The sequence below is a fragment of the Streptomyces nojiriensis genome, from assembly GCF_017639205.1.
Classification (GTDB): Bacteria; Actinomycetota; Actinomycetes; order Streptomycetales; family Streptomycetaceae; genus Streptomyces; species Streptomyces nojiriensis.
On record NZ_CP071139.1, the window covers coordinates 761847 to 784660 of the forward strand.

20 protein-coding genes and 3 pseudogenes are annotated in these 22814 nt (G+C 73.8%); 7 read left to right on the forward strand and 16 right to left on the reverse strand.

Going from position 1 to position 22814, the window contains the following annotated elements; all coding sequences use genetic code 11:
• Positions 1-187 precede the first annotated feature (187 nt).
• Together JYK04_RS03725 and JYK04_RS03730 are read left to right on the forward strand one after the other, a co-directional pair.
• The gene (locus JYK04_RS03725) at positions 188-4966 is read left to right on the forward strand and encodes an alginate O-acetyltransferase AlgX-related protein (protein WP_189746523.1); all 4779 of its coding nucleotides are present in this window, start codon (positions 188-190) and stop codon (positions 4964-4966) included.
• Positions 4967-5021: 55 nt separating this feature from the next.
• Positions 5022-5789, forward strand: coding sequence for an SAM-dependent methyltransferase (locus JYK04_RS03730; RefSeq protein ID WP_189746525.1), 768 nt, complete (start codon positions 5022-5024; stop codon positions 5787-5789).
• An 89-nt stretch (positions 5790-5878) separates the two neighbouring features.
• Here JYK04_RS03730 and JYK04_RS03735 read toward each other — a convergent pair whose 3' ends face one another.
• Complete coding sequence (locus JYK04_RS03735) at positions 5879-6292, reverse strand: nuclear transport factor 2 family protein (RefSeq protein ID WP_189746527.1); 414 nt, start codon at positions 6290-6292, stop codon at positions 5879-5881.
• 86 nt (positions 6293-6378) lie between these two features.
• Between JYK04_RS03735 and JYK04_RS03740 the strand changes: the two genes are divergently transcribed.
• Both JYK04_RS03740 and JYK04_RS03745 read left to right on the forward strand, forming a co-directional pair.
• Positions 6379-6945, forward strand: coding sequence for a PadR family transcriptional regulator (locus tag JYK04_RS03740; protein WP_189746529.1), 567 nt, complete (start codon positions 6379-6381; stop codon positions 6943-6945).
• Positions 6932-7732 carry an SGNH/GDSL hydrolase family protein gene (locus JYK04_RS03745; RefSeq protein WP_189746531.1) on the forward strand — a complete coding sequence of 267 codons (801 nt, stop codon included), beginning with the start codon at positions 6932-6934 and terminating at the stop codon, positions 7730-7732. The genes JYK04_RS03740 and JYK04_RS03745 overlap by 14 nt, the downstream gene beginning before the upstream one ends.
• A 67-nt stretch (positions 7733-7799) precedes the next feature.
• Here the strand turns inward: JYK04_RS03745 and JYK04_RS42310 are convergent.
• The 5 genes and pseudogenes from JYK04_RS42310 to JYK04_RS03760 all read right to left on the reverse strand — a co-directional run.
• Positions 7800-7904 (reverse strand): annotated as a pseudogene (locus tag JYK04_RS42310) (hypothetical protein); the annotation flags it as partial.
• Positions 7867-8043: pseudogene (locus JYK04_RS42315) on the reverse strand (IS5/IS1182 family transposase); the annotation flags it as partial. The pseudogenes JYK04_RS42310 and JYK04_RS42315, both read right to left, overlap by 38 nt.
• Positions 8016-8366 carry a transposase gene (locus JYK04_RS42320; protein WP_373297518.1) on the reverse strand — a complete coding sequence of 117 codons (351 nt, stop codon included), beginning with the start codon at positions 8364-8366 and terminating at the stop codon, positions 8016-8018. The gene JYK04_RS42320 and the pseudogene JYK04_RS42315, both read right to left, overlap by 28 nt.
• Before the next feature lie 583 nt (positions 8367-8949).
• Positions 8950-9096, reverse strand: a complete 147-nt coding sequence (locus JYK04_RS03755; protein WP_189746533.1) for a hypothetical protein — start codon at positions 9094-9096, stop codon at positions 8950-8952.
• Between the two features lie 52 nt (positions 9097-9148).
• Positions 9149-9847, reverse strand: a complete 699-nt coding sequence (locus JYK04_RS03760; RefSeq protein ID WP_189746539.1) for a CDP-diacylglycerol diphosphatase — start codon at positions 9845-9847, stop codon at positions 9149-9151.
• Between the two features lie 183 nt (positions 9848-10030).
• Here JYK04_RS03760 and JYK04_RS03765 point away from each other — a divergent pair.
• A pseudogene (locus tag JYK04_RS03765) lies at positions 10031-10171 on the forward strand (IS5/IS1182 family transposase); the annotation flags it as partial.
• Positions 10172-10186: 15 nt separating this feature from the next.
• On the opposite strand, the gene JYK04_RS03770 reads toward JYK04_RS03765, so the two are convergent.
• Positions 10187-10726, reverse strand: coding sequence for a hypothetical protein (locus tag JYK04_RS03770; protein ID WP_229876824.1), 540 nt, complete (start codon positions 10724-10726; stop codon positions 10187-10189).
• 241 nt (positions 10727-10967) lie between these two features.
• On the opposite strand from JYK04_RS03770, the gene JYK04_RS03775 reads away from it, so the two are divergent.
• A complete protein-coding gene (locus JYK04_RS03775; protein WP_189746540.1) occupies positions 10968-11429 on the forward strand; it encodes a hypothetical protein in 462 nt (153 codons plus the stop codon).
• A gap of 22 nt (positions 11430-11451) precedes the next feature.
• On the opposite strand, the gene JYK04_RS03780 is transcribed toward JYK04_RS03775, so the two are convergent.
• Positions 11452-13593: an AfsR/SARP family transcriptional regulator gene (locus tag JYK04_RS03780; RefSeq protein ID WP_189746542.1), complete on the reverse strand. Its 2142-nt coding sequence runs from the start codon at positions 13591-13593 to the stop codon at positions 11452-11454.
• 233 nt (positions 13594-13826) lie between these two features.
• Between JYK04_RS03780 and JYK04_RS03785 the strand changes: the two genes are divergently transcribed.
• On the forward strand, positions 13827-17018 hold the full coding sequence (locus JYK04_RS03785; RefSeq protein WP_189746544.1) for an AfsR/SARP family transcriptional regulator: 3192 nt from the start codon (positions 13827-13829) through the stop codon (positions 17016-17018).
• Here the strand turns inward: JYK04_RS03785 and JYK04_RS03790 are convergent.
• From JYK04_RS03790 to JYK04_RS03820, 8 genes are all read right to left on the reverse strand, one after another.
• A complete protein-coding gene (locus JYK04_RS03790) occupies positions 17015-17473 on the reverse strand; it encodes a GNAT family N-acetyltransferase (protein ID WP_308431136.1) in 459 nt (152 codons plus the stop codon). The genes JYK04_RS03785 and JYK04_RS03790 overlap by 4 nt on opposite strands.
• Positions 17470-17649 (reverse strand): hypothetical protein, encoded by a 180-nt coding sequence (locus JYK04_RS42085; protein WP_308431137.1) that lies wholly within the window; start codon positions 17647-17649, stop codon positions 17470-17472. The genes JYK04_RS03790 and JYK04_RS42085 overlap by 4 nt, the downstream gene beginning before the upstream one ends.
• Before the next feature lie 99 nt (positions 17650-17748).
• The gene (locus JYK04_RS03795; RefSeq protein WP_189746546.1) at positions 17749-19164 is read right to left on the reverse strand and encodes a sensor histidine kinase; all 1416 of its coding nucleotides are present in this window, start codon (positions 19162-19164) and stop codon (positions 17749-17751) included.
• Positions 19161-19892, reverse strand: a complete 732-nt coding sequence (locus tag JYK04_RS03800; RefSeq protein ID WP_189746548.1) for a response regulator transcription factor — start codon at positions 19890-19892, stop codon at positions 19161-19163. The genes JYK04_RS03795 and JYK04_RS03800 overlap by 4 nt, the downstream gene beginning before the upstream one ends.
• A 34-nt stretch (positions 19893-19926) precedes the next feature.
• Positions 19927-20526 (reverse strand): hypothetical protein, encoded by a 600-nt coding sequence (locus tag JYK04_RS03805; protein WP_189746550.1) that lies wholly within the window; start codon positions 20524-20526, stop codon positions 19927-19929.
• A gap of 76 nt (positions 20527-20602) precedes the next feature.
• Positions 20603-21379: a cytochrome c biogenesis CcdA family protein gene (locus JYK04_RS03810; RefSeq protein WP_189746551.1), complete on the reverse strand. Its 777-nt coding sequence runs from the start codon at positions 21377-21379 to the stop codon at positions 20603-20605.
• Complete coding sequence (locus JYK04_RS03815; protein ID WP_229876825.1) at positions 21376-22023, reverse strand: TlpA disulfide reductase family protein; 648 nt, start codon at positions 22021-22023, stop codon at positions 21376-21378. Before JYK04_RS03815 ends, JYK04_RS03810 begins: the two co-directional genes overlap by 4 nt.
• Positions 22020-22781 carry a thioredoxin family protein gene (locus tag JYK04_RS03820; RefSeq protein ID WP_189746554.1) on the reverse strand — a complete coding sequence of 254 codons (762 nt, stop codon included), beginning with the start codon at positions 22779-22781 and terminating at the stop codon, positions 22020-22022. The genes JYK04_RS03815 and JYK04_RS03820 overlap by 4 nt, the downstream gene beginning before the upstream one ends.
• Positions 22782-22814 lie beyond the last annotated feature (33 nt).

The following is a 22814-nucleotide window of genomic DNA, read 5'->3' on the forward strand; positions in this document are numbered from 1 at the left end:
CCTCGCTCGGGCCCGTGCGCGGGTCGGCACGCGCCGCCCGGCCGGGGTCACAGTCACGTGTACGGGACGGAAGCACTCTAGAGGAAGGGCGGGAGGCCGTGGCCCGGAGGCCGTGGCCCGGAGGCCGTGGCCGGGGCCGCTCCGCCCGGGCCTGGTGGTGTCAGTGGCCCGTGCGACGATGCGAAGCATGATCGTCTCGCTCGATGCCCTGCTGCCCGCCTCCGGTCCGCACGCCTCCACCACGTACGCCGACTGGGTCGCCGCCCACGACCCGGGTGCGGCGGGGGTCGCGCGGGACCTGGTCGAGGACATGTACACCGAGCTCGGCCGGTCCCGGGACAAGCCCGGCCGGTTCGTCGACACGATGACCGCGCGGGCGCGGCGGCTCCCGCCGGCGCACCTGCCGTGGTTCTGGGACACGGTGGGCCATCGCCTGATCGGTTACGGGAGCCGGCCGGGCGGGCGCGCGTACGCGGCTGCCCGCGCGGCCGAGGCCGAGCACGGGCTGCCGGTGGATCCCGGCTACCGCAGGGCCAACGCCCTGCTGTTCGCGGCGGGCGGGGCCATGCCGGCCAAGGAGTTCGGGGCCCATCAGCGCTTCCTCGCCGAGACGCTCGATCCGGCGGCCGCGCACACCGCCCTGGAGGCGTTCCTGACCGCGTGGGCGGGCTCGCGGGCGGACCTGCCGGCGGATCTGGTGCGCCGGGTACGGGCTTCGGCCAGGGCGGCCGGGCACGGTGACGGCGAGGCCGCGCGGATGGTGGGCGCGATCCTGTCGGTCACCCGCGGGAAGTCGGTGCCCGAGGCACTGCTGTCCGCCGCGGAGGCCGTCCTGACGGCCCATCCGCCGACGGACGCCGTCCTGGCCGGACTGGTGGAGGTCTTTCCGGCCGGGGTCACCGACGGCGGGGCCTGGCTGCGGATGCTGATCGGCTGCGGCGCGACGGAGGCGATGGCGGCCGGGCGGCTGGTACCGGAGGGCGGGCCGGCGCACTGGGTCGGGCAGTTCGTCCGCATGTACCAGTACGCGCTGCAGTCCGGCGGCGGGGTGGCCCGGCAGCCGCTGCCGGCTGAGTTCCTCGACCTGGTGGGGCAGTTGGGCCCGCGGCTGCGGGCGGCCGGCACGCCGGTCGCGGTGCACACCACCCGGTACCACTACCAGGGCTTCGACGCGGACGTGCTGGACGCCTGCCTGGCCGCCGGCACCGCGGTGGTCGACCCGGGCGCGGAGGTCCGGATGCGGTTCTGGGGCGAGCGGTCCCGGCGGGACCTCGTCGCGCTGGCCGCGGACCCGGTGTTCGGCCCCCGCCTGGAGGGGACGGTCCATGCCGATCTGCTCCCCGACCACTGGGCCGCGCGCGGGCGACGCAGCGGGTCCGCGGTGACGCTGCTGCCGGGCAACGAGGGCATCGCCCACGAGGTGGCCGGGCGGGTCGGCAAGCTCGTCGGCACGGTCGGGGGCGGCGGCACGGCGGGGGCCGAGGAGGCCGTGGCCGAGCTGGAGACCCTGCTGGACCGGCCGACGGTGACGGCCCTCGGCGGGATCACCGCCGCCCTCGCCGGGGCGGGCGCGGCGGGCACGCTGCAGCGCTCGCTGGCGGCCGGTCTGCCGGAGGAACTGGCCTGGCCGGCCCTGGAGTCGGTGTACGCGGGGTTCGCGGAGTCCGCCGGGGCCGGCGCGCCGGAGGGGGCGGCCGGCGGAGCGCTGCCGGGCGTGGCCGGGGTGACCTGCACCTGGCCGGTGCTGACGGTCTTCGGCCGCGACCGGGCGGTCGCCGTCGCCCCGGACGGAGAGCGGGGCTCCTGCCGGTTCACGGTTCCCGAGGACGCGACCCTGTTCGCCGTGCACTACGTGGGCGGCGCGTTCCTGGTGAGCTGGACCCTCAAGCCGAACCCCTACTACTGCGACACCGCCGTCTGGGCCGACCGGCCCGAGCAGCCGTTCGAGCCCCAGGAGGTGGGCGGGCTCGTGCCGTTCGGCGGCAGCCTGGACGGGGCGTACGGCTTCCAGTTCGAGTCCGCCGACGGCGGCGGGCGCCACAGCGGCCTGCGCGTGCTGCGTCCGGGTGGCACCGAAGGCATCGACAGCGAGGAGCTGCTGCTCGGCGACGGCTCGCGGATCTGGACCAACAGGATCTACGGGAAGCAGCCGTGGGAGGTGGTGGACCCGGCCACCGGCGAGCGGCGGGGGCCCGTACCCCTGCCGGACTTCCCCGGCCGCGCACCGGGCGCCGATCCCGCCGCGGAGCCGTCCGAGGCGGGGATGAGCCTGGCCTCGGAGGCGCTGCAGCTGGCGCCGCTGCCCGCCGGGCTGCCCGGCTCCCCGCTGGGCAGCCGGGACGGGCTGGTCGGGACCCGGGTGCTGTTCCGTACCCGGCACCGCGACCACGCCCCCGACCACTACCTGGTGGAGAGCGTGGACGGACGGACGGCGCGCTTCGACATCGACCGGCCGGGGCAGGAGCCGTGGGGTCTGTGGGCCGCACCGGAGGGCGCGGTGGAGGACGTGGTCCTGGCCGAGGCGCAGACCCGTACGGGCGTGCGCGCGTACACCGCCGACGGTGTCCTGCTGTGGGAGCTGGACGGGCACCACTCGCCCAAGCACCCGCGGGTGCGGCCGGCCCGGCAGGTCACCGTGTCGGCGGGGGTGGCCCTGCCGCCCGCCTTCTGGTACCTGCTGCGCACGCGGGACGCGGCCGGGTCCCGGGCGCTGCGGAGTGTGGGCGGCGAGACGGCGCGGACGCTGCTGGCGGCCGCGCTCACCGGTGAACAGGCGCTGCGCGTCGCCGTGGCCCGGGAGTTGCCGGAGGTCACCGACCCGGTCCTGGTCGATGCGGTCGTGGCGGTGGCCGGGCGGGCGGCCCGGGTGGAGGAGCGGCGGCGGGCCCTGCACCGGCGCGTGTCCCTGCTCGCCGAGGCCCCGCCGGTCGTGCTGCGCCGGTCCGCGCGGGACACCGAGCTGCTGCCCGCGCTGTCCGGGCTGGTCCCGGGCGGGGAGGACGACCCGCGCCGGCGGACCCAGGACGTGGCGCTGCCGGCGACGCTGAGCGCGCTGGCGTCCGACGGCGCCTGCCTGGCCGGGACGATCGGGGAGGAGGTGCGGCGCCTCTCGCCGCCCGCGCCGCCGCACGACTGGTCGCAGCTGCTGGGTTCGATCGACGCCGTGGCGTGGCGGGCGGCGGTGGCACCGACCCCGGACGCGGACCGGGCCGCCCTGCTCGCGCTGCTCGACACCTGGGCCGAGCAGCCGTTCGCCCGTGCGGGCAGCCGGTGGTGGGTGGGCCGGACGGCCGACTCCGCGGACCTGGACGGGCTGCGGGCGGGCGGGACCCCCGTGGCGTCCGCCGCGCTGCGGGCCGGCGGGTCGGCGTGCTGGTTCGTGGCGCCCGCCGCCGGGGATCCGGACGGCGATCCGGTGCCGGCGGCGCTCGCACAGGCCCGCCCGGTCCGGGTGCTGCGGGACGACGCCGCCCGACTCCGGGCCCTGGTGGCGGCGGTCGAGGCGCACGGGCCGGTCCCGGTGCCCGAGTCGGCGGCGGCGCGCTTCGCGGAACTGACCGGTGTCCGGCGGGCCGTGGCCCGGCTCGTGGTCGCCGGTCTGGTCGGGCGGGCCGACCGGGACGAGGTCCGCGCCCTGGCGTGCAGGGCCCCGTACCGGGCGACCGCGCTGACGGCCGGGGCGTACGAGGAACTGCGCGCGCGGCTCGGGGGCGCCGGGCAGCGGGCGGTCCTGGCCGCAGCCCTGCCCGAGGACCCGGCCGAGCTGTGGCGGCCGGGCGGGGTCGACGCGGCGGCGGAGCGGATGGCCGGGGTGTGGCGGGAGCTGCTCGGGGCGCTGCCCGCCGTGCACGACGAGGCGGCGGACGCGCTGGAGACCGACCTGGGACTGGGCGAGGTATGGGCCCGGCGGCTGGCGGGCGGCTGGGCGGCCGCCACGGACACACCCGTGAACGCGCCCGTGAACGCGCCCGTGGAGGCGGCCGGCTGGGAGCTGGCGGCGACCCGGTACGGCATCGGGGTGGAGGTCCGGGCCGTGCCCCCGGCCGGGTCCGGACTGCCGTACCGCACCCAGGTGGGCCTCGACCTCCTCGGAATGGCGAGCGCGCTGGTGTGGGCCTGGACGGACCGGCCCGCCGGGGATCCGGCGGTGGCCGGAGCGATGGACGTGTACGAGCGGCTGCGGGCCGAACTGGCGCGTCCGGAGCTGCTGCTGGCGCTGCCCGGCGGCCGGGTCCAGGACACCTCGGCGCGGATCGCGGAGCGGTTCGGGCCGGGGCTGCTGCCGGTGGCGATGGACGACCGCAAGGAGGAAGGCCCGGTTCCGGTGACTGCGTACGACTCCGGGCCCCTGGTGGTGTGCGCGCCCGGCGGCGCCTCGTTCCTGCGGCCCGCGGCGGTGGCCGACCCCGAGGTGTGGCGGCGGGTCCGCGAGGTCACCGACCTCGCGGAGGAGCTGGACCGGGTGGCACCGCTGCTGGCCGGTGGCGGGCTGGAGCGGATGATGCTCCGGGCCCGCTCCGGACCGGTGCCGGCCGGTGCGTACGAGGCGGATCCGCGGCGGTCCTGCCCGGAGCTGGTCACGCGGGTGGCGGGTGAGCTCGGCGCCGGCGCGGACGCGGCGGCGCTGTACCTCCAGGTGGCGGCCCTGGCCTCCCCCACCGACCGGAACGTACGGCGGTGGAACGGCTGGACCGCCAGGCGGCACAAGGAGGTCCAGGCGGAACTCCTCGCCACCGGCGCGGTCATGGAGGCCAAGCGGGCGCGGGCGGGCCGGACCGTGTTCCTGCCCGGGGAGTGGACCGAGCTGAAGGCCCCGAACCTGCCGCTGGAGACGGTGAAGCTGGCGACCCACCAGGTGCGCCCGCTGTGGAGCAACTCGGTCCGCGCCCCCTTCGGCCGCGTGCTGCCGACGGCGCCCCTGCACGAGATGTTCGCGCAGGCCTGGGAGCGGAGGTCGACGGCATAGGGTGCCCGGACGGAAATGGGGTGCGCGGGGACACGGCCGTTGGCAGGCTGCCCCGGTGAATCATGAACAGATCTCAAGGATCGCCCACGCCGACCACCCCATAAAAGCCCCGCTCGGCGACGAATCGGTCCGCCGACTGCTCGAACACGGCGCACCGCGCGACGGCGAGCGGGTGCTCGACCTGGGGTGCGGAACCGCCGAATGGCTTCTGCGCGCCCTGGCCACGCACCCCGAACTGCATGCCGAGGGCGTGGACACCTCCGAGGAGTCGGTGACGCAGGCCCGCCGGTCGGCGGATCTGCTCGGCGTCGGGGAACGTCTCGTCGTGCACCGGCAGGAGGCCGCGGACTTCGTCTCCGACCAGCCCTTCGACCTGGTGCTCAGTGTCGGCGCCACCCACGCCTTCGGCGGCCTGCTGCCGACCCTCGCGGCGGCCCGGGAGCACCTGGCTCCCGGCGGCCGCGTGCTGCTCGGGGAGAGCTTCTGGGACCGCGCGCCCTCCCCGGAGGCCGTCGAGATCTTCGGCGAGCTCCACGACCTGGCGACCACCGTGGACCTCGTCGTCGCCGACGGGTGGGCTCCCGTACACGCGCATGTCAGCACGCGCGAGGAGCTGGACGCGTACGAGTGGTCCTGCCTGGGCTCGCTGGCCTCGTGGGCCCTCGACCACCCCGCCGATCCGGACGCCGCCGAGGTCCTGCGGACGGCCACCACCCGGCGTGCGGAATGGCTGCGCGGCTACCGGGACAGCTTCGGCTTCCTCACCCTGGTCCTGCGTCCGGTCTCCGGCCGGGGCTCCCGCGGCAGGTCCGTCCTGGCGTGACGGCGAGGGAGTGCGGGCGACGACGGCCGTCCGCACTCCGTCACCGACGTCCACGGGACCGGCGCCGGAGGAGCCGCGCTCCGAAGTGCCTACGCGAGGCCGTCGGCGACCAGGCCGGCGAGGACCGCCTGCCCCAGGGCCTGCACGGCGGACTGCGGGCGGACCATCACGGTGAACTCCTTGATGCGGCCCGCCTCGTCGAAGTGGAGCAGGTCGATCCCGTGGATCTCCCTGCCGTCCACCCCGGCCCGGAAGAGCAGGACCTCCGCCGGGGCCTCCTCGCCGTCGGCGCTGGTCTCGGCCGCGCCCTCGAAGCCACCGACGTAGCGGAAGTCCTCGAAGACGCGCAGCAGCACCCCGAAGAGCCCCAGGACCATGGGCCGGCCCTCGAAGGGCGTGAACTTCACCGGGCTGTAGAGCCGGACGTCCTCGGTGAACAGGTCCTCCAGCGCGGTGAGATCCCGCTTCTCCACGGCGGCGCGGAAGCGTTCGGCAGTCTCCATGACCCCTCCTCGTACTCATGAATCTGACTAGTCACTTTCATGAGTATGATGCAGGGGTTGGCGAGGAAGGGGAAGGGGTGACCGCGATGGCCCTGCGACATGCCGTACTGGCGGCGCTGCTGGACGGCGAGTTCAGCGGCTACGAGCTGGCGAAGTCCTTCGACATCGGCGTCTCGAACTTCTGGCACGCCCTGCCCCAGCAGCTGTACGCCGAGCTGGCCAAGCTGGAGAAGGAAGGGCTGGTCGAGGGCCGCGAGGTGGTCCAGGAGACCCGGCCCAACAAGCGCCTCTTCCAGGTCACCGAGGCCGGCCGCACCGAACTGGAGGAGTTCGCCGCGGCCCCGCTGAAGTCCTCCGTCATCCGTGACGACCTCCTCGTCAAGGTCCAGACCGCCGACCGGATCGGCATCGAACCGGTGATCGCGCAGCTCGAAGCGCGCGCGGTCGCCGCCGACGCCAAGATCGAGCTGCTCGGCAGGGTGCTGCGCAAGATGCGCGGCGACATGGAGGAGGAGGAGTTCCTGCTCCACGGCGATCGGATCGGCGGGTACCTGACCGGTCTGCGCGGCCTCGCCTTCGAGCAGGGACACCGCGACTGGTGCCGCCGGAGCGCGGCGATCCTGAAGGAGAGGTCGGCCCGTGCCGAACGGTGAGTATCTGCGCTACGTCGCCCTGGGCGACAGTCAGACCGAAGGCCTGGGCGACGGGGACGACACCGTGGGCCTGCGCGGGTTCGCCGACCGGTTCGCCGAACACCTCACCGCCGTCAACCCCGGTCTCCGGTACGCCAATCTGGCCGTCCGGGGACGCCTCGCCGGGCAGGTCCGCGCCGAACAGCTGGGCCCCGCCCTGGACCTGCGCCCCGATCTGGCCACCGTCGTCGCCGGGGTCAACGACGTCCTCCGGCCGCGGTTCGACGCCGCGGAGGTCGCCGGGCACCTGGAGGAGATGTTCGCGGCGCTCACGGCCGCCGGGGCCCGCGTGGCGACGGTGACCTTCCCCGACCTCAGCGTGCTGGTGCCCCTCGCCCGACCCGTGGCACCGCGCATAGCTGACCTCAACGACCGCATCCGCGCCGCGGCCGCCCGCCACGGGGTCGCCGTGGCCGAGACCGCCCGGCCGGTCGCCGTGACCGACCCGCGGATGTGGACCACGGACCGCCTCCACGCCAGCCCCGTCGGCCACGAACGGATCGCCGCGGCCCTCGCCCACGCCGTCGGCCTGCCCGGCAGCGACGACTCCTGGACGCACCCGCTGCCACCGCGGCCGACCGCCCCGGGCGGCTCGACCGTGGCGGCCGAACTGCGCTGGGCGGCCGCCTTCCTCGGCCCCTGGCTGGGCCGCCGCCTGCGCGGCCGCTCCTCCGGCGACGGCCGCACGGCGAAGCGCCCCGCACTGCTGCCGCTGACCGCGGCCGTCGACCAGGGTCTGCCTCTTTGATCGGACTCCAAGGACGCCATTCCTCGCGGTACTCAGGATGCTCTGCATGGGACTGCGCGAGCACGCGGAGCGTGTAGGTGAGGCCGACGAATCGCGCGGGACGAGTAAGCCCGGTCGGCCAGGACCGCCTCCGGCCGGGTCCTCGGTCTTCCGGGTCCACTTCGCGGAACACGGATGCCGGCCATGACAGCTTCGAAAGCCGGTGTGTCACCCGCCTGGCCTGCGGTGACGCGAAGGATCAAAGGCTGTGCACGGCTGTCGCTGACGAGATGGACCTTCGTGCTCAGGCCGCCACGGGAGCGGCCGAGCACGTGGTCGCCGGGTTCGGCCCGGCCGGACGCCCCTTCGTCCTGGCTCCGGCGGCGTGCTGGTGGGCTCGGCAGACGGTGGAGTCCACCGACACGGTCCAGCAGATGTCGTCACCGGCGTCAGCCGCCGCCAGGAGTGCGGCGAGGATCCGTTCCCAGGTGCCGTCCACGGCCCACCTGATCAGCCGTTCATGAGCGGTCTGGAACGAGCCGAGTTCGTCCGGCAGGCCCCGCCAGGGCGAGCAGGTGCGGTACTTCCACGCGATGGCCTCAAGGGTTCGACGGTGGTCGGCCCACCGCCGACCTCGGACCGGATCGGCCGGCATCGGCGGCTCGATCCGGTCTAGGCCGTCTCTTTCGGATCTTGTCGGCCGAGCCCGCGGCGTCCGGTGCCGTGCATGGCAAGGCGGAGGAGCGCACCGTGTACTGGACGTACTCGGGCGCCCCGACAACGCGGCCAGGTGCGGTGCCGGGCGTCGCGGGCCCGGCAAGATCCGGAAGAGACGGCCTAGGCGTACACGCTGCTCGGCGACACCCGCGCCGCGTACCGGGCACAGGACGACGCCCTGGCCCTCACGGTCTCGCCGCCGGTCATGACCCGGGCGCTGATCGCCATGGGCACCGCCGCGTGCCTGCGCCCTTCGCTCTGGCACGTCGTCGCTCGGCACGATCACAGAGTGACGTCGATCTCGAGGCTGAGACAAGACGCCGCGCGGCTGCGAAGGGGAAGGGTCCGCCGTAAAGGGGGGGGGTCGGTGCGGCGGCGAGTGGCGAACAGCGGTCCGCGGGTGCGGCAGCAGCCGGGCGGTACTGGCGGGCTCTACCGCCAAGAATCGGTCCGATCCTCCCCGAGGGCCTGCTCCGCGAAGACCCCGGTGGACAGCCCTGCCTGGGCGGCGTTCTGGACGGTCACAGGCCGATCCCTTCGGTGGCGGCGTCTTCCCGCTTCTCGCCGTCGTCGACGTACCCCCGCGCGTACAAGCCCTGCTGCTCGCGCACCCGGCTGACACAGATCGGAGCGGTTCTTCTGCCTGCCCGGTAAGACTGCAAGATCACCCCATGGCCCCTTTTGGGCTTACCTCGGCGATACCCCGTACGGGGCGGGCGGTCAGGCGCAGTCGAGGAGGTGGTTGCAGGTGTTGGTGCCGCTGGGGAGGTCGCTCTCACTGTTCAGGATGTAGAAGCCGCACTTTGCCGGAAGCACGATCATCGTCTGATACTGCATTCGGCTGTCGTCCCCGACCACGTGATGCCTGAGGGAGTAGAAGAGGTTGCCGCTGAGGTTCGGGGACTTCACCACCCGGTAGTTTCGGGTCTCCGATGCGAAGCCCGTCACCGGAAGCACCGTATTCTTCCACTTCGTCACGTCCGCAGTGATCTTCTGCTGCTTCTCATATCCTTCGAGGTCGTGCAACGCCTGGGCGGCGCAATGGGACATGTGGATGTGCAACTGATCTTGTCTGCGGGCCTGTTTGGAGTTGACGCCCAGTCCGGCCGCGGCTGGTTGACCGAAGTAGTGGGGGATCCTGCCTTGCGCGGCAGACCAGTAGTCGGTAGCACCGCCGGCCCAGATCTTGGAGCATTCGATCCCTTTGAGGCGCTCCGTCGGAACCAGTTGAAAGTCCGTCGTGCTTCCCTTACGGCCCGCCATCACGCCCCAACGGCTCTCCACTTCCCGGCAGGGTCCGGGCTGTTTCAGGACGCACAACTGGATTTCCTTCCAGAGATATCCGTCGTCCGTCGGGCTGCCGCAGTCGTCGCCGAAAGGATCGGCACCGGCAGCGTTCTCGTGATTATCCGTGGACATGGTATGCCTCCGTCCCTGTGGAGTCGCCCGAGAGCCTGTGTGCAGGATCGGCTGAGTTCAGAAATCCCCCCGATATCGAACGGATGACCAGCCAGGTGAGCCAATCACCCGCAGGGTGCGGCTGTGACGCCGCCGAACGTCCCAGCCGCCTGGTCTCCTTGGCTCGCGGCTCACCTCGCCGAACACCACAAGCGCAACGCAGTCGAACGCCGCATCAACCGCCTTCAACAGTGGCGCGGCCTGGCCATGCGAACGGACAAGCTCGCCATCGCCTCACAGGCCGCACTCCACCTCGCCGCCACCCTCATCCGGGCCCGCTGGTGACCCACGCGAGAAGCTCTAGGACCGATCGCCGATGCCGAGGGCGTGTTCTTTGAGGAATGCGCCCGCGTGGGCCGCCGCTTCCTCTGCGGTCGCGTACGGCGCCCCATCGGTGGCCGTGTCGGATGCTCCATCAGCGCCTCGACCAGTCCAGCCCCAACCACCGGAAGGCGACTGCACCAGCTCAGCAGTCCCTCCGAACAGCGCAAGCGTGCTTTTGCCCGCTGTCGCGGGTGCCGGGCGGCTGACAGCATCGGGCCATTTCTTACGGGCGCCCTGCCGGGTGATGCCCCAGACAGCTCCCAACTGCTCATAACTCGCGCCGTAGGAGCCGGCAGTCACTGCCGCCCGCTCCGTGAGCCGCTTGACCTCGCCATCCATCACCTTCCACGCAGCCAGGACGGACAGCGCCACTTCGACGGGACTCGCGTCCCACATGCGGTCGGCGGACAACCCGGTCTCCCGGGAGCGGATGGCCGAGGCCAGGGGGTTCAAGGCGTCGTACAGGGCCTTGTCGAGCTCTGCATGCTCTTCCGGGGTGATCTCAGAGGCCGTCATGCGACAACTTTAGTTTGCGAAGCCGTCCATGTAAACCAAAGTTTCCGGACTGCATGGGCTGTCACCACATCAGAGAGACAGGCCCCAGGCCGTCTCTTCCGGATCTTGCCGGGTCAGCGACGCCCGGCCCAGCCGACGGCCCCGCCCGTGCAGGGACCGTGCAGCGATCGTGCAGGCCCGACCGGGAGAGTCGGCCCCAGGTTCCGCCGGCAGCAAGCCGCGGAGGAGGCTCTCCTGGAGGATGGACATGAAGGTGTGGGGCAAGCGCGCGGTGACGGCGGGCGCGATGGCCATGGCTGTCATGGGAGTGGTGTCCGGCACCGCGAACGCGGCCGGTTCGCTGCCGTGCGGCAGCGGGTACAGCTGCGACGGCTATGACCCCAACACCGTCAGCTGGGACTCCGGACCCGACACGGACAGCTCGCAGTCGGTCACCGGGACGGCCACCGTGCACCTGCGTTCCGGCAAGAAGAACGGCCAGTGGTACGCGTGGGCCAAGGGTACGACGCAGGCGAAGGCCGGGATCTGGATCGACCGCTCCACCGACGGCGGACGGACCTGGGACGGCATGCGCGGCTACATCCACCTCGAGGGGGGCGAGGGCAACTACACCGCCATGAGCTACTGGCCCGACGGGACCCACATCCGGGCGTGCATCAACGTCGAGGGCGTCGCGTTGAAGTGCACCGGCTGGGTCAGCTGACCCGTGGGCCCGGGCCGGACGGCTACCGTCCGGCCCACCGCTCCTCGCCGTAGCGCGCCGTGGACGCCCGTTCAGCGGCTCGTGCACGTCCTCGGCCCGCTCCCCGGACGTCGGGCGGGGCCGGGCCGGGCCGGGCCGGCTCGGGGGCCCGCCGGTGCCCGGCTCCGCCCTCCGCCACCTCGCGGGCGTAGTCCTGGATCAGTGTGTGCACCGCGTGGCACCCGTCACGCCCTGCCGTGACGAACCCGGCGGCTGCCAGCCCCTCCAGTGCTGACGCACCCGCCTCGGGACCGCGTTCCAGGAGCCGCCCGGCCAGCGCCGGAGTCACTTGCGCGAGACGTTTCCCTCCCAGCAGAGGGAGGAGCCGGGCGGCCAGACGGCCGCGGGTGTCCGAGGCCCGGGCCAGAGCACGGTGGCCGGAGGCGAGGGACCTCCGCACGCTCAGGTCGTCGAACTCCAGCTCGTCCAGACGGCTCGCTCCCCGCGCCAGCGCACCCGCCAGGTCCGCCAGCGACAGTGCGGGGTGTGCCGCGAGCCGGGCCCCGACCACTCTGAGGGCCAGGGGCAGGTGGCCGCACAGGTCGGCGACGCGGCCCGCCTCCGCGGCTTCGGCCGCCACGCGCCCGGCCCCGGCCAGCCTGCTCAGCAGTTCCACGGAATCCGTCGGGGGCAACGGACCGACCCGCACCAGGGTGAACCCGTCGAGGCCGGCGAGCGGCGACCGGCTGGTGGCCAGCACCGCACACCCCGCCAGGGGCTCCAGCAGAGGCCGCAGTTGGGCCGCCCCGGCCACGTCGTCGAAGACGAACAGGACCCGCCGGCCGGTCACCGCGTGCCGGAGTCGAGCGGTGAGCCGGGACAGCTCCTGCGCGCCGGCATCGGACCCCGGAGCGGGCTCAGGCTCCAGGGGGCCGACGGTACCGCGCTCCCCTCCCAGCAGCGTGAGCGCCTGCCGCAGGACGCGGGCGGCCGGCGGCGGGGCCGCGCCGCCGCCCCGCAGATCGAGGTGGATCCTGCCGTCGGGGAACCGTTCGCCCATCCGGTGCGCGACGACGGCCGCCAGCGCGCTCTTGCCCGCGCCGGGCATGCCGCTCACCGCCACGGCGCGGGCCGCGTTCCCCGCAGGGCCGTCCAGCACCCGTTCCACCAGGCCCACCACCTCGGTGCGTCCGGTGAAGCAGGCCGGCAGGCGGGGGATCCCGGAAACGGCGCCGTGGCCCGTGGCCGCCGTGGCCTCCGTGGTCGCCGTGGTCACCCGAGCAGGTACGCGGTCCGGCGCCCGGACGTGGGGCGGGGCCGGCGGGTGGGCCTGGGAACGGGGCCGGACACCGTCCCGGCCGGCCGCCACCCGGCCTCGGGTGCGGGCCGGGGCGGGAACTCCGAGGCGGGCGGCGGTCCGGTCGAGCGCCTCGTCGCGCCCGGACAGGAGCGCCTGGTACCGGGCCTGCACCTGTTGCCCCGGGGCGACCCCGAGCTGCTCGGCAAGGCGGCCGCGCAGGCGTTCGTAGACGAGCAGTGCCTCCGCCGGGCGGCCGCACGCGTGCAGCGCTTCCATGAGCAGGCGATGGGCGTGCTCACGCAGAGGGTACCGGGAGGTCAGCCCGCCCAGCGTCCCGACGGCGTCCTGGGGGCGTCCGAGTTCCAGCAGCAGTTCGGCGTACGTCTCCGCCACCGTGGCCCGGACCTCCTCCAGGCGCGCCGCCTCCGCGGCCGTGCACGGACTGTCCTGGAGGCCCGAGAACGGCGCGCCCCGCCACATCGCGAGCCCGCGGGCGAGCACCCCCGCCGCACCCGACGGGTCACCGTGCTCCCTGCGACAGCGTGACTGCCGCACCAGGTCTTCAAAATCCCGCGCGTCGACGGCGTACCGGTCGAGGTCCAGTACGTACCCGCCGGGCTTGGTGACGACCACCGCTTCGCCGTCCACACCCCACTCCTTCCGGAACAACCGCCGCAGTCGCGAGACGCGCACCTGGACGGCGTTCAAGGGGTCGGCCGTCGGACGGCGCCCCCACACCCGGTCGACGAGGTGATCGCTCGACACGAACGACCCCGCATGGGCGAGCAGTTCCCCGAGAAAGGCCAGGTCCTTGGCGGCGGTCGGAGTGGCGTCACCCCCCTCCCGGCCGGTCACGGCGATGACTCCCAACACGCTGATGTGCATCGTTCCCCCCGTTGGCGACGCCGCGCTGGCGACGCCGCCCACCGTCCCCGGAGCCTCTAACCGCGCGATAACCGCAGCGCGTTCCGGGGCCGTGCTCCGGGATACGATCATGCTCCGGGGGCTGACCGACCGACCCCCGTGTCCACGACGGGGGTTGGGGCATGCGGTTCGGGCTGCTCGGCACACTGACGGTCCACGACGGACAGGGCGTCGCGCGCACGCCGCGTTCACCCATGGCTCGCACCCTGTTGGCGGCGCTGCTCCTGGAGCCCAACCGGGTCGTCTCCCTCGACCGTCTGGAAGCGCTCCTGTGGGAAGGGCGCCCGCCGGCCCGCGCCCGTGCCTCCCTGCACAACCATCTTCTGCGGCTGCGCCGTGCGCTCCAGGACCCCGCGCGCATCAGGAGCGGGAACGGCGGTCTTCTCGCGCACGTCGCGGAGGAGGAGCTGGACCACGTCCGCTTCGCCCGGCACCTCGACGCGGCTCGACGTGCCCGCAGCGGAGCCCATTGGCAGCGCGTATCGCAGGAGACGGACGCGGCCCTCGCCCTGTGGCGGGGCGTCCCCCTCGCCGAGTTCCCGGCACTGGCCCACGAGGCCGCGGCCCAGGCCGTCGAATGGCAGGAAGCCCGTCTCCAGGCCCTGGAGCTGCGTGGCGAAGCGGCCCTGCACTTCGGCACCCATGCGGATCTGCTTCCGGAACTCCTGCGGCTGTGCGCGGAGTTGCCGCTTCGTGAGACCTTCCACGCCCAGCTCGTGCAGGTGCTCCACCGCACCGGCCGGCGCGCCGAAGCGCTCGAGGTGTACCACCGGCTGCGCCGCACTCTCGTCGATGCGATGGGGGTCGATCCGGGGCCGGCCGTCCGCCTGGCCTACCAGCAGGCGCTCGACGACGACAGTCAGGCCCCGCGGGAGAACCGCACGGCGCTGACCGCTCTGCCCCGGGACGCGGCCTCGTTCACCGGCCGGGCCGTGGAACGGGATGCGCTGCTGGCCGCCGTGCGCGGGGCCACGGGGGCCGGTGACGGCGCGGTGGGGATCCACGCGGTGGACGGCATGCCGGGCAGTGGCAAGACGGCGTTCGCCGTGCACGTGGCGCACCGGCTCAAGGACGCGTTCCCCGACGGCCAGATCTTCCTGCCGCTGCAGGCCCATACGCCCGGGACCCCGGCGGTCGATCCGAAGGACGCACTGACCAGTCTGCTCCTCACCCTCGGGGAGAGCCCCCGGGACATCCCCGACGACCTCGCCGCGCGGGCCGGGCTCTGGCGCCGCCGACTGGCCGGGCGCCGCTTCCTCGTGCTCCTCGACGACGCGCACAGCAGCGCCCAGGTCGAGCCGCTCCTCCCGGGCACGGCCGACTCCCTGGTGCTCGTCACGAGCCGGAACCGTCTGGAGGGCCTGCGCGACGCCACTCCCGTCACCCTCGGCGTACTCGCTCCGGACGAGGCCGTACGGCTCGTGGTGGCCACGGCGGCGCGGCCCGACATCACCGCGCACGACCCCGCGGTCGGGGCGCTCGTGGCCCTCTGCGGTTGCCTCCCGCTCGCCCTCCAGCTCGTGGCCGCCCGCCTGCGGCACCGCCCGGCATGGACCGCCGCCGACGTGGTGCGGGACCTCGGCGCCGCCCGCGGGAGGCTCGACGCGCTCGTCTCAGAGAGCGCCTCCGTCGCCGCTGCCTTCGAGGTCTCCTACGAGGGACTCCCCCGAGCGGCGCAAGGACTCTTCCGTCGGCTGGGGCTGTTGATCGGGGACGACGTCGACGCCCGTGCTGCCGCGGCACTCCACGGCGTACCGCCGGAACGAGCCCGCGCCCTGCTGGAGGACCTGGAGAACCGGCACCTGCTGGAGGAGCGGGTACGCGGCCGCTACCGGATGCACGACCTGGTGCGTGAGTACGCCCGCACCCTGGCCGCCGCCGACAGTGCCTGCGAGTCGAAGGCCGCCCGGGAGCGCCTCCTCGACCACTTCCTGCACACCGCGATCGACGCGGACCGGCGCCTCGCCCGGTACGGCGAACCCGAAACCGTGCCCGGGAAGCAGCGCCCGGCTTCCGTGCCCGGTTTCCGTGACGGTGAGGAGGCGACGGCCTGGCTGCGCGCCGAGCAGGCGAACCTGGGCGCGGCCGTCGAGTACGCCGCCCGTCACGGTCATGTCGTTCACGCGATCCACCTGCCTGCGGCGATGGCCGAGTACCTCCGCAGGAGCGGTCACTGGAACGAGGCGCTGGGGCTGCACCGGACGGCACTGGACGTGGCAGTGGCGACGGACGACGTCGCCGGGCAGGCCATGGCCCACCGCAACATCGCGACGGTCGAAACCCTGTTGGGCAGGTACGGGCAGGCGGAGGCGGGCCTGCTGCGCGCCCTGGACCTCTTCCGGACGGTCGGCGACCGCCATCGGGAAGGCATCGTGCTCCAGAATCTCGCCAAGATCCAGCGCATTGCGGGGCGGACCGGCGAGGCCGCGGGGACCCTGCGAGAGGCGCTGGACCGCTTCGTCGGTGTGGGGGACGGGCGGGGGCAGGCCGCGGTATGGGTGGACATGGGGCAGCTGTACCAGTTCACCGGCCAGTACCCGCAGGCGATCGCCGGCCTGGAGAAGGCACTCGCGCTGCTCCGCCCCCTGGGCGAGGTGCTAGGTCAGGCCAACGCCCTCAGCACGCTGGGGAACGTCTACAGGGCGATGGGCCGGTACCCGGAGGCCGAAGCCCGGCACCGCGAATCCCTGGTCCTCTACCGGCGTCTGGGCAGCCTCTTGGGCCAGACGAACGCCCTCACCGACCTCGGCGACGTCCAGCGGCTGACCGGCGCGTACAACGAGGCGGACACCGGGTTGCGCGAGGCGCTGCGGTTGGCGCGCGCGGTCGGCAGCAGGATCGCGACGGCGGAGGCGCTGACCTATCTCGGATTCGTCCAACTGCGCCGTGGCCGGCTCACGGAGGCGGAGGCGGACCTCCGGGAGGCGCTGGCCCTGTGCGAGGCCCTCGGGAGCGGCCTCGGGCTCGCCCACGTCAGACAGCACCTGGCGGAAGTAGAGTGCGCCGCCGGAGCCCTCCCCGAGGCCCTCCGGCAAGCGCTGACGAGTCTGGAGCTCTTCCGTCGGGCGGAGAACCGCGAGGGTGAGACGGGCACGCTCACCGTCCTCGGCGCCGTCCACCTCGCCATGGGCTCTCCGGCCGAGGCCCTGGAGAGTTACCGGCGGGCGCTGGACCTGGCACGGGAGATCCACGCGCCCTTCAGGGAGTCCCGCGCCCTGGAAGGCGTAGGTTCGGCCCTCGCCCGCCTGGGGCGCACCGACGAGGCCAGGGACTTCCTGCGCCGCGCGCTGGCCATCGACCAACGGCTCGGGGTTCCCGACGCGGCCCGGGTGCGCTCCGCCCTGGCCTGTGAGTCGCCCTGGGACGGGGTGTCGGAGGCGCGTTAGAGGGGGCGGGAGACGTCTTTTTCGAACCGGGGGCAGGGACGGACGAGTGCATCGCCCCGGACCAGGGCGTGCAGGTGCTGATCGTGCCATCCGTCGGCGTGCAGCAGTGCGCTGCGCATGGTGCCTTCGAAGGAGTATCCGGCCTTGTCCGCCACACGGCACGATGCCGGGTTCGCCACCGAGTGGCACAGCCGCAGACGGTGCAGGCCGAGGTCGTCCAGAGCCCAGCGGCTGACCCGCCGTGTCGCCTCGACCGCGACGCCCGCGCCGCGTGCCGCGGGCAGCAGCCAGTAGACGATCTCGGCGCTGCCGCCCCGGAGGTCGACGTCGTTCCAGCCGATCAGGCCCAAGGCCTGGCCCCCCGGCCGGGCGATGGCCCAGATCGCGCCGACCTCGGCCTGCCACCGCCGGTGCATGCGCTCGATCCGCCGGCGCGCCTCGTCCGGGGAGTTCACCGGCAGGCGGTTCCAGAGGCGAACGGCCGGTCCCGGCCGGCGGCGCACAGGGCGTCGGCGTCGTCTTCGTGCCAGGGGCGCAGCTCCCATCCGTCGGGCAGCGCGAGTACGGGCTGTTCCGACCGGGCCATGCGGCCTGCGGGAACCACGTGCGGCATCGGCGAGCTGGAGATCATCGCGGCATCCTGCCACAGCTCCCGCGGCTCGTCCTCCTCACGATCTGCCCGGGGAACCGGGGAACTGGGGGAACCGGGGAATCGGGGACCTGTCCGCGGTCACCGCTTGCGCGGCCACCATCGGGCGCGTCTGCGCGAGCCGCGCGGACCGCGCTCGGGGCGCGCGGGTGGTGCCAGGGCGAAGACCACGGTGATGTGTGCGCCTCCCCGCGGGCCCTGCCCGATGCGCATCGTGCCGCCGGTGACGGCCGCGGCCCTGCGGGCGATGTCGAGGCCGAGCCCCGAGGAGCCCGTGCTGCTCCCGCGGGAGAGGGCCCGGTCCGGTTCCGGGATGCCCGGCCCCGAGTCCTCCACCACCAGTTCCACGGCCTGGGCGGTACGGGCGACACGGACCCCGAACGCGGTGCCGGGCGGGGTGTGGCTGAAGACGTTGCCGATGAGCGCGTCGACCACCGCGGCGATGTCGTCGTCGCTGAGGCTGACGGCCGTGGGCTCCTGGGTGATGTCGAGGGAGCAGGGGCGGTCCTGCTGCTCCGCCAGGACCGCCCAGAAGGCGGTCCGGCGCCGCACGACGTCGGCGGTCTCGCACCGGGGGCCCTCGGAGGGCTCCGTCCCCGTCCCGGTCGCCTGCCGGCCCGTACTCGTTTCCGCGCTGCGCATGCCGTGGCCCATCGGGCCCACGGCGAGCGGTGTCCGCGCCGCGGCGATGATGGCCTGGAGTTCCGACTCCAGCGCGTGCACCGCCGCCTCGACCCTGGCCGACTCCGGTGTGCCGGCCATCCGCTCCGATGCGAGGTGCAGGGCGGTCAGCGGGGTGCGCAGCCGGTGGGACAGGTCGGCGACCAGTTCGCGTTCGATGGCGAGCAGTTCGGTCATGCGGTGGGCCATGGCGTTGAAGGCGACGCCGGCGTCGCGCAGTTCCTTCGGTCCCATGGGTTCCACCCGGGTGTCCAGATTGCCCTGACCGAGGGTGTGCGAAGCCTGGGCGAGCTTCTTGGAGGACCGGACGACCTTGGCACCGAGCCGGTCGGCGACCAGCACCGAGCCGCCGACCAGGCCGACCGCGAGCAGCAGCATGACCCCCCAGGAGGCCTTGACCCCACGGGTCAGTTCCTCGTCGGGGACGAAGTTCTCGATGACGGCGACCCGGTCGCCGGGGAGCACCACGGGCTGCAGGCAGATCCATCCGCCGGGAGTCTTCTGGGAGATGGCCTCGCGTCCCTGCTGGGCCCGTTCGAGCAGTTTCACGGGGGCCTGGGAGTCGCCGAGGCTCTGCGCGTCGGGGAGATGGACGACCAGGTGCTCGGCCGCGTCGAGGCCGGCGGCGGACTCCCGTAGCGCGGACGGATCCGTGGTGAGCGTGAGGACGGGGGCGAGTGCTGCGGCGCGCTGCTCGGCCGCGGTGACGCTCTGCTCCTTGACCAGCGACATCACCAGTGCGCCCAGGGGTATGAGGAAGGAGAGGGCGACCATGGACGTCACGGCGAGCGCGACTCCCGCCAGAGAGCGTCTCACCGCGGGGCCACCAGCTTGATGCCGACGCCGCGGACCGTCAGCAGGTAGCGCGGGGCCGCCGCGCGTTCGCCGAGTTTGCGGCGCAGCGACGACAGGTGCACGTCCACGGTCTGGTCGTCGACGTACGGCTCGCGCCAGACCTCGGTCAGCAGCCGGCGTTTGGAGACGACCTGGCCGGTGTGGAGGGCGAGGAAGGCCAGCAGGTCGAACTCCCGCCGGGTGAGGTGCAGCTCCCGGCCGGCCAGGTACGCGGTACGCGCGCCGGGGTCCACCGCCAGCTCGCCCACGGTGGTGGCGCCGAGCGGGTCGGCGGCCGGCGCCGGCCGTGCCCCCGGCCCGGTGTGGGCGGCGCCCGCGGGGGGCGCGTGGCCGGTGCGCCGCAGGACGGCGGAGAGGCGGGCTATGAGCTGTCCTCCGGAGAAGGGCTTGACCAGGTAGTCGTCGGCGCCGGCGTTGAGGAGCTTGATGATTTCGGTCTCGTCGTCGCGGGCGGTGGCCACCAGGACGGGGACAGAGGATATGCCCCGGATCATGCGCAGTGCGTCTCCCCCGTCCAGATCGGGCAGTCCGAGGTCGAGGACCACCGCGTCCACGGGCGTCTGGGTGACCTCGCGCAGGGCGCCGAATCCGTCGCCCACGCTGCGCACGGCATACCCGTGCTCCGCCAGGACCTCGATGAGTGACTGGCGGATGCTGGGGTCGTCTTCCACGACCAGGACGCTGGGCATGGGCACACCTTAGGGGTTCGTTCCGGGCACCCTTCTAGGGGGCGGCGAACGCCGGTCCGTCGTCGGTGAGGCGCAGGTGTACGGGGTGGTCGGCGACCGGAATGGTGCAGCCCTCCTTCGCGCTGCAGCTCGCGTATCCGAACAGCACCGTCGCGTCCCCGTTGCCGTTGCCGTTGCCGTCGGCGCGGATGGGCAGGGTGGTGGTGACGGGGCCGTCCGGGTAGACGGGCATCGGGGCGTCGACGCCGGGCACGCTGATGGACCGTACGTCGGCGGAGGCCGTCAGCTTCCCGTCGGCCTTGAGGACCCCGGTGACGCCCACCGCGGTCGGCCGGCCCACGCCTTCCACCCCGGTGGGCGGCAGTTCGGTGCTGTACAGGTGGAAGCCCTTCTTCTCGGGGGTGAAGACGGCGGTCAGCGTGCCCTTGGGTGCGTGCCAGTCGGACACCGAGAGGGTGACGGTGACCCCGTTCTCGGTGAAGCTGGTGGTGCGCGGCGGCGCCGCGCCGGTGGCCGGGGTGGCCGCGTCGTCGTGGCCGGACGGGTCGCCGCAGGCCGTGAGCGCGGCCAGGCAGAGCAGGGCGACCGCGGTCGGGGCCGTCCGGGTACGCCTCGGGCGCGGGGAAACGTTCATGTGGGTCTCTGTGCCTCTTGTGTCGGGGGAACGGATCGGTTCTCGGGTCTTCGGGCGGTCCCGTACGGGGACCCGCTCACACGGCGGGGGTGAAGTCCGCGCTCCACAACTGCAGCCGGTACACCAGGTCGTTCCACACCCCGGTCGCCAGCAGTACGCCGACGAGCACGAGCATCCCGCCGCCGATCCGCAGGACCCACGGGTAGTGGCGTTTGACCAGGCCGAAGGCGCCCAGGGCCCGCCGGAAGGCCAGCGCGGCCAGGACGAACGGCAGCCCCAGGCCGAGACAGTACGCCGCCATCAGCAGCGCCCCGCGGGCCGCGCTGGCCTCGCTCCAGGCCAGCGCCTGTACGGCGGCCAGCGTCGGGCCGATGCAGGGGGTCCAGCCGACGGCGAACACCGCGCCCAGCACGGGGGCTCCGGCCAGTCCGAGGGCGGGCCGCCGGTGGCTGCGGAACTCGCGTTGGGTGAATCCCGGCAGGAGGCCCATGAAGGACAGCCCCATCAGCACGGTGAAGACACCGAGCACCTGGGTGACCACCTCCTGGTGGGCCAGCAGGGTGCGGCCGAAGTACCCGAACAGGGCGCCCCCGGAGACGAGGACCGCCGTGAAGCCGAGGACGAAGAGCAGCGCGCCGGCGGCCATCCGGCTGCGGCGCCCGCCGCGGGCCTCGGCCAGGTCGGAGACCGACAGGCTGGTGACGTAGCTGAGGTAGCCCGGTACGAGCGGCAGCACGCACGGCGACAGGAAGGAGACGAGTCCCGCGAGGAACGCCACCGGGGCGGCGACGGCCAGGGTCCCGTGCAGGAGGGAAGGGGTCTGCGCGGCGGCGAGCACCAGGCCCGCCGTCATGGCGCCTCCTCCGTCACGCGGGAGAGCAGCGGGCCCAGTTCGTCGCCGGTGACCGGACCGCCGATGCTGACGGCGATGCGTCCGCGGCGGTCGATCACCAGGGTCGAGGGGATCGCCTGCGGGTTGAGGAGGGCGGGGGGAAAGCGGAGCAGGAGCTCGCCGGTGGGGTCGTGGAGGCTGGGGAAGCCGATGTCGTGCGCGCGTACGAAGGACCGGGCCGCAGCGCGGTCCGGGTCCCGGGTGTTGATCCCGAGGAACCGGACGCCTTGGTCCCGGGTCTGCCGGTCGATCCGCGCCAGGTCGTCGGCCTCCGCCCGGCAGGGGCCGCACCAGGACCCCCAGACGTTGAGCACGACGACGTTCCCCCGCAAGCCGTCGAGGCCGACCGGCTTCCCGTCGAGGTCGTCGCCCGCCAGCGTGGGGGCGGCGGGCCGGTCGGCGGGGTCGATGACCGTGGCCCCGGCCGCGGTGCCGACCACGGCCCTGGCCGCGGTCACCGGTCCGGCCGCCGCCTCCGCGCGGCTTCCGTCGGCGGCGACCGTGCCGACGGCGGCGAAGACACAGCCGGCCACGGCCGCCACGAGGGCGGCTCCGGTCAGGACCGCCGTACGCAGCCGTACCCGGTGCGGGCCCACTGGTCTCACGAGGCCCACTTGCGCAGGAAGGCGTTGATCCCGTCCGCCGTGAGGGAGGGGTTGCCCGTGGCGTGGGTGTCGGTGCGCACCTTGCCGGACGAGTTGACGACGACCAGCACGGGCATCGTGTAGGTGCCGCCCGAGGGGCTGTACTTGCGCAGGAGCGCGGAGTTGGCGGAGCTGTTGCCACCGATGTCGATCTTCACCAGGTGGTACGAGGCTCCGAGGATCGCCGCCGTCTGCGGCTGGGCGAACACCTTGTCGGCGGCCTTGCAGTTGCCGCACCAGTTGGCGCCGAAGTCGAGCAGCACCGTCCTCCCGTCGGCCTTGGCGGCGGCCAGGGCGGCGTCGATCTGCTTCTGCGCGTCGGCCGAGCTGTCGTAGCCGGGCCCGGGGACCCGGGCCGGGGCGGGCGCGGCGGACGTACGGGCCGGCTTGGGGGCGGCCGAACCGCTCTGGGTCCGGGAGGGGGTCGGCGAGGAGGAGGCCTGTGCGGTGGCGGACGCCGACGGCGAGGCGGAGGCGCTCGGGGAGGCCTCGGTGGTCGCGGAGGCCGACGGCGCGGCGGCGGCGAGGGCCTGCGTGGACGGTCCGGCCGTGGTGGGCGAGGCGGAACCGGCGGTCCCGGAGGACGGTCCGCAGGCGGCGCACAGACCCGCCGCGAACACGGCCGCGGCGACGAGCGGCAGCCGGGCACCCAGGGGCGCGGCGGAGCGCGGCCGCGCGGTGCGGCCGGCACGGACGGGTCGGAGTATGCGAGAAGTCATGGCGAAGACACCCCAAGGCGCGCTGAGGACTAC